We start from the raw sequence: 14,046 nt of genomic DNA, 5'->3' as shown, positions 1-14,046 counted from the left end.
CTTGTTCATGGTGAAACTCCGGAAAATTCTAAAAAGAGGACTTGGGTACTGAGAGATACGGCGCAACCAGGGCGGCAGATTCAGCCGCCCCTGGTGAATCAGCCGCGCTCACCCGAAGAAATCTGGCCAGTGCGCACAGCTTCAGCAGCCTGGGCACGCACGGCAGCGCGGTCGGCCGTGGACTTGTAGGTCACCACACGCGAACCAGCGGGTTCGATGGAGCGGGTCTGGGCCACAGTGGCGGCTTCAGCAGCCACTTCAGCGCGGGTGCGGTTAGTTTCAAACTTGGTGGCGAACTGCGAAGCATCGGCTTCGTCAGCCTGGGCACCAAAAGAAGCGAAAGCGGCGACAGCGGCGATAGACAGGAAACGTGCGGTGTTGTTCATGATGGAAATCCTTGAAGTTAAAGAAGCGGCTCAAAAAACCGGAACAAAGCGCCAAAAACAAAGAAAGCTGCTTGGGACCGGGTTCGGTGAGTCGCCTTGCGGGTTCGGCTCATCGATGGGATGAACTGTACGCCGGTGGGGTGCAGAGAAAAACCACCGGGTCGCGAACTAACTGTTCCAGTATTGGAAACAATGAAGATGGGATGAGGGCCAGTCCGTGGGCTTGGGGCACTGGTTCGGCCGGATATAGGTACCTGCTGATGGATAACCCGGGTACATATTCAGGACGGTTGCAGAGTGCAGGGCTGCAGGGCTGTAGAGCCGAAGGCGTGTGACGGGCGCACCTGCGCAGAGTCAGCGGGTTAGCTCCGCAATGTGGCCTGCTGGGGCTGGATGTGGGGTGTTCAATTCAATGCCCATGGAAAGCAGTTTGCGGCTGAACTGCACGTGTCGTCTGGCTGAGCTGCAGCCCGCCCATACACACAATGGCTGCACTCTGGGCGCTCTGGTTCGCGTCGCGCTGTAGATGCTCGGGATGGCCGCCAGACGGTATTCAGCGCACGGCCGGCGCGTCGGGTAGCTCGTTGACGGAGGGCGAATCGGTGGCGCGCGGAAAGTGCTCCACCAGCAGGGCTCCTACCGCGCCCAAGGCCTGCGCCAGGCCTTCTTCGTAGCGGCCTTGCTGAAACTGGGCCGACATCTTCGTCGCCATCTCCTGCCATGCGGTGGGTGGGACATGTCGTGCCAGGCCCCGGTCGGCAACGATCTCGAAAGCATGTTCCGGCATCAGCAGGTAGATCAGCACGCCGTTGTTGTGTTCGGTGTCCCACACGCGGTGTTTGCTGAACAGCATCAGCGCGCGTTCGCGTGCATTGGCGTGACGGCGCAGGTAGCTCCAGGGGAGCCCCGCTTCCGCCACGATGCGAATCTGCCCGGTGTGCTGCCGCTCGCTGGCAGCGACCTGCGCGCCGAGGCGCTGCAGTGCTTGCAACGGGATGGCGGATCGGCCGAAGGCGTCGTGCCAGCGATGGTGGACGAGCCTCCAGATGGAACGCCATAGCGTGTGCGTTGGTTGCCCGCTGTTCTCAACACCCATCACCAGTCTCCCGATGCACCACCGCCACCAAAATCGCCCCCACCGCCCGAACTGAAGCCGCCGCTGTCACTGCTGCTGCTGAATCCGCCCGAACTGCCGCTGCTCCAGCCCCCGGAGCCTCCGCCGCCATGCCCCAGGCTGATGGGGCCGCTGCTGCCTCCAAAAAGCCAGGTGTAGAGCAGCGCAATCACGCCCGCGCCCACCGACAGCAGCAGGCTGGAGGTGAACACGAACGCCAGGGCGCCTACGCCGCCTCCTACCGCCAGTCCGCCCAGCGCAGCCCCCAGGAGGCTGCGAGCCAACGGGCCGGCCACCATGACGCCGAAGAACAGGAAGATGGCAAAGTCCGTCCAGTCGAACAGGCCATGACTGCTGCCCCCAGCGGCAGGGGCGGACCTCTCAGCCGGGGCGGGCAGGGCTTCGCCCGCAATGCGCGCGCCGATCTGCGTGACCGCAGCGCTCAGGCCGCCGGCGAAGTCGCCTTGCTGAAAGCGGGGCTTCATCGCGCCGTCGATGATGCGTGCTGCTGCGATGTCGGGGATGGCACCTTCCAGAGACTTGGCAACCTCGATGCGCATCTTGCGGTCGTTCTTGGCCACCAGCACCAGCACACCATCACCCACGTCGCGGCGCCCGATCTTCCACTGGTTGCCGACGCGGTTGGCATAGGCGGCGATGTCCTCTGGTGCGGTGGTGGGCACCATCAGCACGACGACCTGCGAGCCGCGGGCTTTTTCGAGGGCGACCAGCTGGCCCTCCAGCGCCTGGGTGTCTGCGGCGCTGAGCGTGCCGGTCTGATCAATGACGTGGCCGGTCAGCGGGGGCACAGCCAGCGGCTGCGATTGGGCCCAGCCAAAGATAGGCCATGCAGCTATAAATAATATAGCTATCAGGGCATATCGGATAGGCGCTAGCAGCATATTTGGCTCACATCAGGCCCTGCAAGGGGTGTTCAGGGCTTGGCTTTGGAGGCGGAAAAATCCACCGTGGGTGGCACGGAAATTTGGGCCTCGTTGGCGACGGTAAAGCTGGGCTTGGGGGCGTAGCTGAAGGCCATGGCCGTGAGGTTGGTGGGGAAGCTGCGGGCCAGCACGTTGTACTCCTGCACGGTCTGGATGTAGCGGTTGCGGGCCACGGTGATGCGGTTTTCGGTGCCTTCCAGCGTCACCCGCAGGTCGCGAAAGCCCTGGTTGGCCTGCAAGGTGGGGTAGCGCTCGGACACGACCATCAGGCGCGACAGGGCGCTGGACAACTCTCCCTGGGCCTGCTGGAACTTGCTGAAAGCCTCGGGGTTGTTCAGCGTCTCGGGCGAGACCTGGATGGCCGTGGCCTTGGCGCGGGCCTCGACCACCTTGGTCAGCGTCTCCTGTTCAAAGTTGGCCTCGCCCTTCACGGTGGCGACGATGTTGGGCACCAGGTCGGCACGGCGCTGGTACTGGTTGAGCACTTCGCTCCAGGCGGCCTTCGATTGCTCGTCAAGGCGCTGGAAGTCGTTGTAGCCGCAGCCGCTCAGCGTGAGCGTGGCGGCGAGCAAGGTGAGGAGGGCAAGAAGACGTTGGATCATCATGATGGTGGAGTCCGCCGATGGAGAAATGGGATGACTGTGCCAGAAACCGGAGGGCGCCAGTCCGCAAAATGGTCGGAGACCAGCGATGGTGGGCCCCCGCCCGAGCGCGTACAAAATCGGTGGGCAGCAAGGCATTGCACCGCCGCCGCACAATAGCAGGCTAACGTTGCACCTGTCACGCCGTTCCGACCCACTTACCACCAGAATTAACATGCCCCGCGCCCGATCAAAAGCAGCCACCCTGGGTGGCTCTTCGGATGAAACCGAAACAGCGTTTTATGAGGCGCTGCAGCGCGGTGACATCGAGCTGCTGATGTCGTGCTGGGCGGACGATGACGAGATTGTCTGTGTGCACCCGGGCGGGCCGCGCCTGCTGGGGCCCGCCGCCATCCGTGCCGCGTTCGAGGCCATGTTCTCCCATGGCACGGTGCGTGCCCGGCCGGCGCAGGTGCACCGCGTGGTGGCGCTGTCGAGTGCCGTGCACAGCGTGGTCGAGCAGGTCGAGGTGATGCTGCCTGACGGCCTGCACCAGGCCGTGGTCATGGCAACCAACGTGTACCACAAGACCCCCGAAGGCTGGCGCATGGTGGCCCACCACGCCAGCCCGGGCGTGGCGCCCGACGCCCAGGTGGATGTGCTGGCGCAGCGCCCCGTTCTGCATTGAGAGGCCCCTGCGTGAGAATTTTGGGCCCAATTGGCTGTGTGCGCCGACAAAATATGCCTTGACAGCTATGAAATACATAGCGCCTCGCTGGCTCCCCGGTGGCCAGTTGCAAACGATCTGGCCCGCGCTGTACGCACGCCGGGTGTTCGGCCCGCGTCCCGAGTACCGCCGTGAGCGCTGGGACACCCCCGATGGCGATTTTGTCGATGTGGACTTTCTCCAGGACGGTGTGGTGGATGACGCTCCCAGGCCGCTGCTGGTGGTGTTCCACGGGCTGGAGGGCTCATCACGCAGCCATTACTGCGAAGCCTTTGCCGACCTGGCCCGCGAGCGCGGCTGGGCCTGCGCGCTGCCGCACTTTCGCGGCTGCAGCGGGGAGATCAACCGTGCCCCGCGCGCCTACCACTCGGGCGACCATGCGGAGATCGGCTGGATGCTGCAGCAGCTGCGTGTGCACCACCAGGGGCCGCTGATGGCGGTAGGAGTGTCACTGGGCGGCAACGCCCTGCTGCGCTGGGCCGCCGAAGTGGGCACTGACGCTGCGCGCAGCGCGGATGCGGTGGCGGCCGTGTGCTCGCCCATCGACCTGGCAGCGGGCGGGCATGCCATTGGGCGCGGCTTCAACCGGCTGGTGTACACGCGCATGTTCATGCGCACCCTGGTGCCCAAGGCGCTGCAGAAGCTGGCCCAGCACCCGGGGCTGTTTGACCTGCAGGCGCTGCTGGCCGCGCGGGACCTGTACGCGTTCGACAACGTGTTCACAGCGCCCGTCCACGGGTTTCGCAACACCGAGGACTACTGGCTGCGCGCGTCGGCCAAGCCGCTGCTGCATCGCATCCGTATTCCGGCGCTGGTGGTGAACGCGCGCAATGACCCCTTTGTGCCCGCTGGCAGTCTGCCGGGCGTGCGCGAGGTGGGACGCCATGTGACGCTCTGGCAGCCGCCGCATGGCGGGCATGTGGGGTTCCCGCGCGGCTTGCCACCGGGGCATGTGCGCGCCATGCCCGACGCCGTGGGAGGGTGGCTGGCCGAGCACAGTGGGGCGCTGGCGCTGCACGGCGCACAATCCGCCCATGGATGACATCGTCAAACAGGCACTGGCCAAATGGCCCAACGTGCCCGACTGCTATGGCTGGCTGGGCCTGGATGCGCGTGGCCACTGGTATCTGCGCGACGACGCGGTGCAGGCAGCGGGTACGTTTCCGCACAGCAAAGGGTCGTTGCTGCAGCACGACAAGCTCATCGCGTTCATAGCCCGCAACTACGAGCACGACGACCAGGGGCAGTGGTTCTTTCAAAACGGCCCCCAGCGCGTGTATGTCGAGCTGGAGGCCACGCCCTGGGTCTGGCGTCTGCAGCCGCAAGACCTCCGCGCCATCAGCCATACGGGCCGGGAGGCGTCGGTCCGCCACTGCCTGCTGGATGAGCAGGGCCGTGTGTACCTGGAGACAGACCTGGGCCTGGGGCTGGTGCACACGCTGGATGTGGCACTGGCTGCAGAGGCTGTAACCGACGGACGCTGGACGCCGCAGGACGTACAGGCGCAGGACCTTCCGGCACGCTACGGGTATGTCTGCAGTCCGCGCGCCCGGTCGCAAGCCGGGGCGTCGTGACCAACCTGAAGCTCCACCCTACCTCCTTCAGCCCGGAGTTGCGGGCACTCAGAGCTGCTCACAACGGCACTGGATAAGCGGCAAGCCGAAAAAAAGCCGGTCGCAAGGACCGGCTTTCTGGGTGGGGTTCTACCCAGCCCGTGCAGAGTGAGGCGCCGCCTTACTTGGCGGCGGCTGCCATGAACTCCACCGCGGCGCGCAGATCGGCGTCAGAGGCTTGGGAGCCGCCACGCGGAGGCATGGCGCCCTTGCCCTTGGCGACACTGGTGTACAGCGCGTCGATGCCTGCGGGCAGGCGAGCTGCCCAGGCGGCCTTGTCACCAAACTTGGGAGCACCGGCCACACCGGCAGCGTGGCACACCTGGCAAGCCTGCTTGTACAGAGCCTCGCCAGCGCCTGCTGCGGCGGCTGCAGGTGCGGCAGCTACCGCTACAGCGGGCGCAGCAGCTGCAGGGGCTGCGGCGGGTGCTGGTGCAGGAGCGGCGGCTGGTGCTGCGTCTGCCTGAGCGGCTGGGGCAGCGGCTGCGGGAGCAGCAGGTTCGGCAAACTTGGCCCCACCCGCATTGGCCATATAGGCCACAGCGCGCGCAATTTCGGTGTCGTTGAAGTCGCCGCCACCTTGGGGGGCCATGGCCCCCTTGCCCTTCAGGGCCGACTGCACCAGGGCTTCAAACCCGGTGCCAATGCGCGCAGCCCAGGCAGCGGCATCACCAAACTTGGGGGCACCCGCAGCGCCGGAGGCATGGCAGGCGGAGCACTGGGCCTTGAACACTTCTTCGCCGCTCTTGAGGGGGCGGTTGGCGTCGCGCACTTCGACCATGCCGATCTTCTGGATGCGTTCGGCGATGGCCTTTTCGGGGTTGACGGCACCGGCAGCGGGCTTGTCCGCCGACGTCACATACAGGACCAAGCCAATGATGGCAAAGATCGGAATCACAAACGAGAAAAGTACCGCGACCAGCAACTGCTTGGGGTTCTTGATCGGGCCGGTATGGGCTTCTTCGTGGTGGTTGTCGCTCATGTCGTCCTCAGGTGTATCGGGGGCTTCGGTGTAATCAACCTTAAATTATATCTGCGGGGATGGTTATTCCCATCCCCGCAGGATGTAGACAACCACGGGTTTGCCCCAGAGCGAGCGCAGCGCCCCAGGGGCTGCGCTCGCTCCCGCGCAGGGCGTCAGGAGGGGAGTTGGGCGCTGGTGTCGGGCGCTCCACCCCCCAGTGCCTTGTACAGCGACACCTGGTTTTGCAGTTGCGCCAGCCGCACCTGCACCACTGCCTGCTGGGCCGTGAACAGCGAGCGTTGTGCGTCCAGCAGGTCCAGATAGCTGGCCACGCCGTTGCGGTAGCGCAGGTCGGCCAGCTGCAGGCGCGCGGCCTCTGCCTGGGCCTGCTGTTGCTGGGCCTGGGCCTGTTCGCCCAGCGTGGCTTGCCCCGCCAGTGCATCCGAGACCTCGCGGAACGCGGTCTGGATGGCCTTTTCGTACTGCGCCACGGCAATCTCCCGGCCGACCCGGGCGCTGTCCAGGTTGGCCTGGTTGCGGCCTGCGTCAAAAATGGGCAGCAGCAGGGATGGCGCGATGGTGAAGCCCCAGGAGCCGTTCTTGAACAGGCCGGACAGTTCGCCGCTGGCTGTGCCTGCCTGCGCCGTCAGGGAGATGCGCGGGAAAAACGCCGCCCGCGCAGCGCCGATGTTGGCGTTGGCGCCGATGAGTTGCTGCTCCGCCTGGCGGATGTCCGGCCGGCGGGTGAGCAGCTCCGACGGCACGCCGGCAGGCAACGGTGCCATCACAGGCGCGTCGGCCAGCTTGCCACCGGCCAGACTGGCGCGCACGTCTTGCGGCAGTGCCTGGCCCAGGAGCAGGACCAGCGCGTTTTCGTCGAGCGCGCGCTGGCGCTGCTGTTGCGCCAGCGTGGCGCGGGCCGCCTGGGTGAGCGACTCGGCCTGGCGGAAGTCGAGCTCGGAGGCCACACCCGCGTCCAGGCGCATCCGGGTCAGGCGCACCGACTCCTCGCGCGATGCAAGGGTCTGGCGCGACAGGTCCAGCAGCTCCTCGTCGGCCAGCAGCGTCAGCCAGCCATTGGCCACTGCCGCCACCAGGCTCACCTGTGCGGCGTTGCGGCCTTCTTCCGTGGCAAGGTACTGGGCGAGTGCCTGCTCCTTGAGGCTGGCAATGCGGCCAAAGAAGTCGATTTCCCATGCGGATACGGCCAGACCCACGCTGAATGAGTTGGTCAGGTTGCCCGTGCCCGTGGCAGGGGCCCGGCTGGCATTGGCGGCCAGTCCCACGCCCGGGTACAGGTCGGCCCGGCGCACTTGGTAGGTGGCCCGAGCTTGCTCGATGTTGAGCATGGCCACACGCAGGTCGCGGTTGTTGGCCAGCGCAATGTCGATGAGCTGTTGCAGGCGCGGCTCGGCAAAGTAGTTCTGCCAGGGCACGGTGGCTCCCGACTGCGCAGCTGCGCTGTCGGTCGTTGCCACCCCGCCGGCGTAGGTGGCGGGGACGGGGGGTTGCGGGCGCTCGTAAGTGGGGATGAACGAGCAGCCAGCCAGCAGCGCAGCCGCCGTGGCTGCTGCCAACGCCATGGGGGTACTTCGGTTTTTATTCATGGGTTCCAACTCCTGCTTCTTCTGCATGGCGGCGGTTCATTTCCTGCTGGCGCGCGCTGCCTTTGAACAGGCTGCGCACCACCACAAAGAACACGGGCACAAAGAACACGGCCAGTGCGGTGCCAGTGACCATGCCGCCCAGCACGCCGGTGCCGATGGCCCGCTGGCTGGCAGAGCCCGCACCCGACGCGACGACCAGCGGCAGCACGCCCAGGCCGAACGCCATCGAGGTCATCACGATGGGGCGGAACCGCAAATGCGCGGCGGCCAGCGCCGACTCGATCACGCCCTTGCCCTGGGCCTGCAGGTCCTTGGCGAACTCGATGATCAGGATGGCGTTTTTCGCTGACAGGCCAATGATGGTGATCAGGCCCACTTGGAAGTACACGTCATTGGCATAGCCGCGCAGCAAGGTGGCCAGCAGCACGCCCAGCACGCCCAGGGGCACCACCAGGATCACGGCCAGCGGGATCGACCAGCTCTCGTACAGTGCAGCCAGGCACAGGAACACCGCCAGGATGGCAAAGCTGTACAGGATGAGCGACTGCGAGCCTGCCAGCTTTTCTTCGCGCGACTGACCGGTCCATTCAAAACCGAAGCCTTGGGGCAGTTGGCCCGCGAGCTTCTCCATCTCGGCCATGGCAGCTCCCGTGCTGTAGCCCGGCGCTGGCGAGCCGGAAATGCGCATGGCTGGGTAGCCGTTGTAGCGCACGGTTTGCTGCGCGCCGGTCACCCAGCGCGTGGTTGCGAACGCCGACAGCGGCACCGGTTTGCCCTGGCTGTTGGTGGCATTGATCTGCAGCAGATCGTTGGGCTGCATGCGCGCCGGCGCATCGGCCTGCACCACCACCCGCTGCAGGCGGCCCTGGTTCGGGAAGTCGTTCACATAGCTGGAGCCCAGCGCGGTGGACAGCGCGGAGTTGATGGCATCAAACGGCACACCCAGCGCGTTGGCTTTGTCGCGGTCTATGTCGATCTGCAGCTGGGGCGCGTCTTCCAGACCATCGGGGCGCAATTGCGTGAGCACCTTGCTCTGCGAGGCCATGCCCAGCAACTGATTGCGGGCTTTCACCAGGGCCTCGTGGCCCGCGCCGCCACGGTCCTGCAGGCGGAACGTGAAGCCGCTGGCGTTGCCCAGCTCGGGAATGGGAGGCGGGCTCAGCGGAAAGATGAACGCATCGCGAATACCCATCAGCGCACCGAAGGCCCGGTTGGCCACGTCTTGTGCCGACTGGCCGGGGCCATGGCGTTCACTCCAGTCCTTGAGGGTCACAAACGCAAGGGCCGCGTTCTGGCCCTGGCCGGAGAAGCTGAAGCCCAGCACACCCACCATGCTTTGCACCTCGGGCTGCTTGAGGATGAAGCCTTCGACCTGCTCCATCACGGCCAGCGTACGCTCCTGCGTGGCGCCAGGTGGCAATTGCACGTTGACGATGATGTTGCCCTGGTCTTCGCTGGGCAGGAACGAGGTCGGCAGGCGCATGTAGACCACGGTCACGGCACCGATGATGGCTGCGTAGATCACCAGGTAACGCGCGGCGCGCCGCAGCATGCGGGCCACAAAGCCTTCATAGCCTTTGGCAGTGCGCGAAAAGCCGCGATTGAACCAGCCAAAGAAGCCAGTCTTCTCGTGGTGATGCCCCGCCTCGACCGGCTTGAGCAGGGTGGCGCACAGTGCCGGTGTGAGCGACAGGGCCATGAAGGCTGAGAAGCCAATGGATGCCACCATCACCGCCGAGAACTGGCGGTAGATGTTGCCCGTGGAGCCTGCAAAAAATGCCAGTGGCACGAACACCGAGATCAGCACCACCGTCACGCCAATGATGGCGCCCGAGATCTGGCGCATGGCCTTGCGCGTGGCTTCCAGCGGCGACAGGCCTTCTTCGCTCATGATGCGCTCAACGTTCTCCACCACCACGATGGCGTCGTCCACCACGATGCCGATCACCAGCACCATGCCAAACATGGTCAGCACGTTGATCGAGAACCCCAGCGCCAGCAGCGTGGCAAACGTACCCAGCAGCGCAATCGGCACCACGATCGTCGGGATGATGGTGTAGCGCCAGTTCTGCAGAAACAGGAACATCACCAGGAACACCAACACCACGGCCTCGACCAGTGTTTCTGCGACCTGCTTGATGGAGATGTCTACGAAGCGCGAGCTGTCGTAAGGAATGCTCCAGCTCATACCTTCGGGGAAGTAGCGTGACAGCTCATCCATCTTCGCGCGCACGTCCTTGGCGGCCTCCAGTGCGTTACCGCTGGGCGACAGCTGAACGCCGATGCCCACGGCGGGCTTTCCGTTCAGGCGTGCGGCGGTGGCGTAGGCCTGGCCGCCCAGTTCCACACGCGCCACATCCTTGATGCGCACGGTGGACCCATCGGTGTTGGCTCGCAGCACGACGTTGCCGAACTGTTCAACGCTGGACAGTTGCCCATTGACCACCACGGTGGCGGCAATGCCTTGGCCCGCGACATTGGGCAGGTCCCCAATGGTGCCGCTGGCCACCTGGGCATTCTGGGCGCGGATGGCGGCGGTGATCTCTGCTGCCGACAGGTTGTAGCTCACCATCTTGGCCGGGTCGATCCAGATGCGCATGGCGCGCTCCGTGCCAAACAGCTGGGCCTGGCCAATACCCTTAAGGCGTTGCAGTTCTGGCACCACGTTGCGCGACGCATAGTCACCCAAGGCCACGGTGTCGGTGGCCGGGTTGCTGGACGACAGCATGGTGAACAGCAGGAAGTTGGAGCGCGACTTGTCCACGCGCACCCCCTGTTGTGTCACCGCAGAAGGCAGGCGCGGCGTGGCCCGTGAAAGCCGGTTTTGCACGTCCACCTGCGCCAGGTCGGCATTGGTGCCGGGCTGGAAACTCAGCGTGATGCTGCCGGAACCATCGGCCTGCGCGACCGATTCCATGTAGATCAGCCCGGGGGAGCCGTTCATCTCGCGTTCGATGACCGACAGCACGCTGTCTTCGAGGGTTTGCGCCGATGCGCCGGGGTAGGCCGCGTTGATGACGATGGACGGTGGTGCCACCGGCGGGTACTGTGCAATGGGTAGCTGCGTGATGGCTACGCCGCCCATCACCATGATGAACAGCGCAATCACCCACGCAAAGATGGGGCGGTCAATGAAAAATTTGGCCATGCTGGATTGCCCCTTATGGCTTGGATGCGGCCGAAGCGGGCGCTGCCGGCACCTCTGCGGAGGCTGGCGCTGAGGCAGTCGCTGCTGCTGGCGCAGGCGTGCCTGGTGCTTGCCATGGAACGGGCTTTACCGGGGTTCCGGGAGGCAGCATCTGCAGCTTCTGGAAGCCGTCCACCATCACTTTTTCACCCGCCTTCAGACCGTCCAGCACCACCCAGCGGTTGTTCTGTGCGGCACTGATCTTGACGGTGCGCTGCGACACCTTGCCGTCCTCGCCAACCACGCTGACCGTGTCGCCCTGCTGGGTGCGCGTGACAGCCTGCTGGGGCAGGGTGATGGCGTTGCTGGCCTGTGCCTGTTCAATCCGCACACGCAGATACAGTCCGGGCAGCAGCTCGCCCTTGGGGTTGGGCACCTCTGCGCGCAGGGTGACCTGGCCGGTGGTGGAGTCCACCGACAAGTCCGTGAACAGCAGCTTGCCAGCTTGTGCGTATTCAGATCCGTCGCTGAGCACCAGCTTGACGCTGGCTGCCTGGCTGCCGCCAGCGCGCTTGAACTGCCCACTTTCCATAGCGCGCCGCAGTTGGAAGACGTCACCGGCCGATTGGGTGAAGTTCACGTACACCGGGTCAATCTGCTGCACCACAGCCAATGCGGTCGCTTCGCCCTGGCCGACCAAGGCGCCTTCGGTGACCAGTGCGCGGCCAATGCGGCCGGAGATGGGGGAGGTCACGCTGGCATAGCTGAGGTTGATGTCGGCGGTGCGCACAGCAGCCTTGGCGGCCGCCACGTCGGCCTGGGCTTGTTTCTCGGCCGCCTCTGCGTTTACAAAGTCCTGCTTGCTGATGGCGTTGGCTGCAACCAGGGGGCGATAGCGCTCAGTTTGTGCGCTGGCCTGTGCCAGATTGGCCTGGGCCTTGGCGAGGCTGGCGCGCGCGCTCTCTGCCGCTGCGGCGTAGGGAGCGGGATCAATGCGGAACAGCACCTGCCCGGCCTTGACGTCGCTACCTTCCTTGAACACGCGCTGCTGAAGGATGCCGGCGGCCCGTGCGCGCACTTGGGCCACCCGAGACGCCTCCACGCGGCCAGGCAGTTCGGTGATCAGCCCCACGTCGCCGGGCGTGGCGGTAACGACTCCCACTTCGACCGGGGGCGGCTTGGGACCGCCTGCCCCGGCGGTCTGTCCATCGGCCTTGCCACAGGCGGACACAAGCAGTACTGCTGCGCTGATGGCAGCCAGCGAAAGTACTCGTCGGGTGATGGTGGCACGCAAGTAAGGGGTGCCGGATGCGTCACGCAGTTGAGGCATGAGAGTCCTTTGGGTGGGCGTCAAAAAAAGGGATCTGGAAAAAAAGGGAGGTCTAGAGCGCTTGGCTCAATGCCCCGACAGTTTGATCAGAAATTATACATACAGACATGAATGTATAATTGTCGACTGCTGCAGATGCCCCTAGTCAGTCGTAGGGGTTTTGGGGACTCAACAGGATGTTTGACTATGGCGCGCCGGACAAAAGAAGATGCAATCGCAACCCGCAACGGGTTGATCGATGCGGCTGAGTTGGTGTTTCGGGAAAAAGGGGTGTCCCGCGCGTCGCTGAGTGATATTGCCCAGGCGGCGGGAGCCACGCGTGGTGCGATCTACTGGCACTTCAAGGACAAGGTGGATCTGTTTAGCGCCATGATGGACCGTGTCACGCTGCCGCTGGAACAGGGTTTTGCCAGTTTTGAAGACAGCACCTGCGCTGATCCTGTGCAACGCCTTCGGGCGGTGATGGCGCTGGTGCTGCGCAGTGTGGCCTCGGACGAGCACACCCGAAGGGTTTTCGAGATTGCGTTGTACAAGGTGGAATACGTGGACGAGCTGATGGGGCTGCGCGAGCGCCATGTGGCGGCCTCCGAAGGGTTTACGCAGCAGCTGGCGCGCGACTTTGCGCTGGCTGCTGAGTCGCAAGGGGTGGTGCTGTCGATGTCGGCGATGGACGCGGCCATCAGCCTGCATGCCCTTTTTGATGGGCTGATCCGCAACTGGATTCTGAATGACGGTGGCTTTGATCTCATTGGCGTAGGTGGCGCCAGCACCGACGCATTTTTGCGTGGTGTGGGGTTGTCGCTGGTCGGGGCGAAAGTGCCTGCTGCATCCTGTGGGGGCTGAGCGCCAGGGCTTTGTTTGTTTGGATGCTTGCCGCGTGCAATAATCAAAGGCTGCGTCAATCAGAGGTATGCGGCTGTAGCTCAGTGGATAGAGTATTGGCCTCCGAAGCCAAGGGTCGTGGGTTCGATCCCCGCCAGCCGCACCAACGGTACATGCAGCAGCGAGCGCTTACAGCGTTTGTGAAGAGCGTCAAATGCGTTTAATTTCTGAATGCGTAAAAATTTGGTGCTATAATTCGAAATTCTCCGGAGGGGTGCCCGAGTGGCTAAAGGGGGCAGACTGTAAATCTGTTGGCTTACGCCTACACTGGTTCGAATCCAGTCCCCTCCACCAGTGAGTGAGCAGTGTTGAGAGTGATGCTTGACTTTGTGAGTGCAAAGTTAGGTTCGCAAAGGCCGGTGGTCTGCGCGGGAGTAGTTCAATGGTAGAACCCTAGCCTTCCAAGCTAATGACGCGGGTTCGATTCCCGTCTCCCGCTCCATTGTTTGTTGTGCTGGTTTGTTGAGTAGAGATTTTTGGTGCTGTGCGAGCGGCGCCAATTGCCCATGTGGCTCAGTGGTAGAGCACTCCCTTGGTAAGGGAGAGGTCGCGGGTCCGATTCCCGCCATGGGCACCATTTTCTGGTGCGTCCGGTTCTGGTTGCGCCGAGATCCTGTTGTGTTGATGTAGATTTTTTTCGGAGTCGGAAAAATGGCAAAAGGAAAATTCGAGCGGACCAAGCCCCACGTGAACGTGGGCACGATCGGTCACGTGGACCATGGCAAGACGACGCTGACGGCAGCGATCGCTACCGTGCTGTCCGCCAAGTTC

The 14,046-nt window shown here is 64.3% G+C and carries 13 protein-coding genes and 4 tRNA genes; 9 read left to right on the top strand and 8 right to left on the bottom strand.

Going from position 1 to position 14,046, the window contains the following annotated elements:
* Positions 1 to 98: 98 nt before the first annotated feature.
* From DBR23_RS27620 to DBR23_RS27605, 4 genes are all read right to left on the bottom strand, one after another.
* Complete coding sequence (locus DBR23_RS27620; RefSeq protein WP_056746105.1) at positions 99 to 386, bottom strand: hypothetical protein; 288 nt, start codon at positions 384 to 386, stop codon at positions 99 to 101.
* Positions 387 to 939: 553 nt separating this feature from the next.
* Positions 940 to 1,482 carry a TPM domain-containing protein gene (locus DBR23_RS27615; protein ID WP_108500183.1) on the bottom strand — a complete coding sequence of 181 codons (543 nt, stop codon included), beginning with the start codon at positions 1,480 to 1,482 and terminating at the stop codon, positions 940 to 942.
* Complete coding sequence (locus DBR23_RS27610; RefSeq protein WP_108500182.1) at positions 1,482 to 2,402, bottom strand: YgcG family protein; 921 nt, start codon at positions 2,400 to 2,402, stop codon at positions 1,482 to 1,484. The genes DBR23_RS27615 and DBR23_RS27610 overlap by 1 nt, the downstream gene beginning before the upstream one ends.
* Before the next feature lie 32 nt (positions 2,403 to 2,434).
* Positions 2,435 to 3,046: a LemA family protein gene (locus tag DBR23_RS27605; protein WP_108500185.1), complete on the bottom strand. Its 612-nt coding sequence runs from the start codon at positions 3,044 to 3,046 to the stop codon at positions 2,435 to 2,437.
* Positions 3,047 to 3,260: 214 nt separating this feature from the next.
* Here DBR23_RS27605 and DBR23_RS27600 point away from each other — a divergent pair, with 214 nt between their 5' ends.
* The 3 genes from DBR23_RS27600 to DBR23_RS27590 all read left to right on the top strand — a co-directional run bounded on the left by DBR23_RS27600 (position 3,261) and on the right by DBR23_RS27590 (position 5,326).
* A complete protein-coding gene (locus DBR23_RS27600) occupies positions 3,261 to 3,713 on the top strand; it encodes a nuclear transport factor 2 family protein (protein WP_056059073.1) in 453 nt (150 codons plus the stop codon).
* 67 nt (positions 3,714 to 3,780) lie between these two features.
* Positions 3,781 to 4,794 carry a YheT family hydrolase gene (locus tag DBR23_RS27595; RefSeq protein WP_108500181.1) on the top strand — a complete coding sequence of 338 codons (1,014 nt, stop codon included), beginning with the start codon at positions 3,781 to 3,783 and terminating at the stop codon, positions 4,792 to 4,794.
* Complete coding sequence (locus DBR23_RS27590) at positions 4,787 to 5,326, top strand: DUF2946 family protein (protein WP_056059079.1); 540 nt, start codon at positions 4,787 to 4,789, stop codon at positions 5,324 to 5,326. The genes DBR23_RS27595 and DBR23_RS27590 overlap by 8 nt, the downstream gene beginning before the upstream one ends.
* Positions 5,327 to 5,486: 160 nt before the next feature.
* On the opposite strand, the gene DBR23_RS27585 is transcribed toward DBR23_RS27590, so the two are convergent.
* The 4 genes from DBR23_RS27585 to DBR23_RS27570 form a co-directional block, all read right to left on the bottom strand.
* The gene (locus DBR23_RS27585) at positions 5,487 to 6,347 is read right to left on the bottom strand and encodes a cytochrome c5 family protein (RefSeq protein ID WP_099731472.1); all 861 of its coding nucleotides are present in this window, start codon (positions 6,345 to 6,347) and stop codon (positions 5,487 to 5,489) included.
* Between the two features lie 155 nt (positions 6,348 to 6,502).
* Positions 6,503 to 7,936 carry an efflux transporter outer membrane subunit gene (locus DBR23_RS27580; RefSeq protein WP_108500184.1) on the bottom strand — a complete coding sequence of 478 codons (1,434 nt, stop codon included), beginning with the start codon at positions 7,934 to 7,936 and terminating at the stop codon, positions 6,503 to 6,505.
* On the bottom strand, positions 7,929 to 11,084 hold the full coding sequence (locus DBR23_RS27575; protein ID WP_108500180.1) for an efflux RND transporter permease subunit: 3,156 nt from the start codon (positions 11,082 to 11,084) through the stop codon (positions 7,929 to 7,931). The genes DBR23_RS27580 and DBR23_RS27575 overlap by 8 nt, the downstream gene beginning before the upstream one ends.
* 13 nt (positions 11,085 to 11,097) lie before the next feature.
* Positions 11,098 to 12,393, bottom strand: coding sequence for an efflux RND transporter periplasmic adaptor subunit (locus tag DBR23_RS27570; RefSeq protein ID WP_108500179.1), 1,296 nt, complete (start codon positions 12,391 to 12,393; stop codon positions 11,098 to 11,100).
* A 186-nt stretch (positions 12,394 to 12,579) separates the two neighbouring features.
* On the opposite strand from DBR23_RS27570, the gene DBR23_RS27565 reads away from it, so the two are divergent.
* From DBR23_RS27565 to DBR23_RS27540, 6 genes are all read left to right on the top strand, one after another.
* Positions 12,580 to 13,236: a TetR family transcriptional regulator gene (locus DBR23_RS27565; RefSeq protein WP_108500178.1), complete on the top strand. Its 657-nt coding sequence runs from the start codon at positions 12,580 to 12,582 to the stop codon at positions 13,234 to 13,236.
* A 69-nt stretch (positions 13,237 to 13,305) separates the two neighbouring features.
* Positions 13,306 to 13,381: transfer RNA gene (locus DBR23_RS27560), tRNA-Arg, on the top strand.
* 102 nt (positions 13,382 to 13,483) lie between these two features.
* Positions 13,484 to 13,569: transfer RNA gene (locus tag DBR23_RS27555), tRNA-Tyr, on the top strand.
* Positions 13,570 to 13,643: 74 nt separating this feature from the next.
* Positions 13,644 to 13,717, top strand: a tRNA-Gly gene (locus DBR23_RS27550).
* 60 nt (positions 13,718 to 13,777) lie between these two features.
* Positions 13,778 to 13,852: transfer RNA gene (locus tag DBR23_RS27545), tRNA-Thr, on the top strand.
* 74 nt (positions 13,853 to 13,926) lie between these two features.
* Positions 13,927 to 14,046: GTP-binding protein (locus DBR23_RS27540; RefSeq protein WP_233250791.1), on the top strand; the 120-nt coding region annotated here is incomplete at its 3' end.

The sequence above is a fragment of the Acidovorax sp. HMWF018 genome (assembly GCF_003061035.1).
In the GTDB taxonomy this organism is placed as follows: Bacteria; Pseudomonadota; Gammaproteobacteria; order Burkholderiales; family Burkholderiaceae_C; genus Acidovorax; species Acidovorax delafieldii.
Note: the sequence above shows the minus strand (reverse complement) of the source record. Positions and strands in the feature narration are given on the sequence as shown.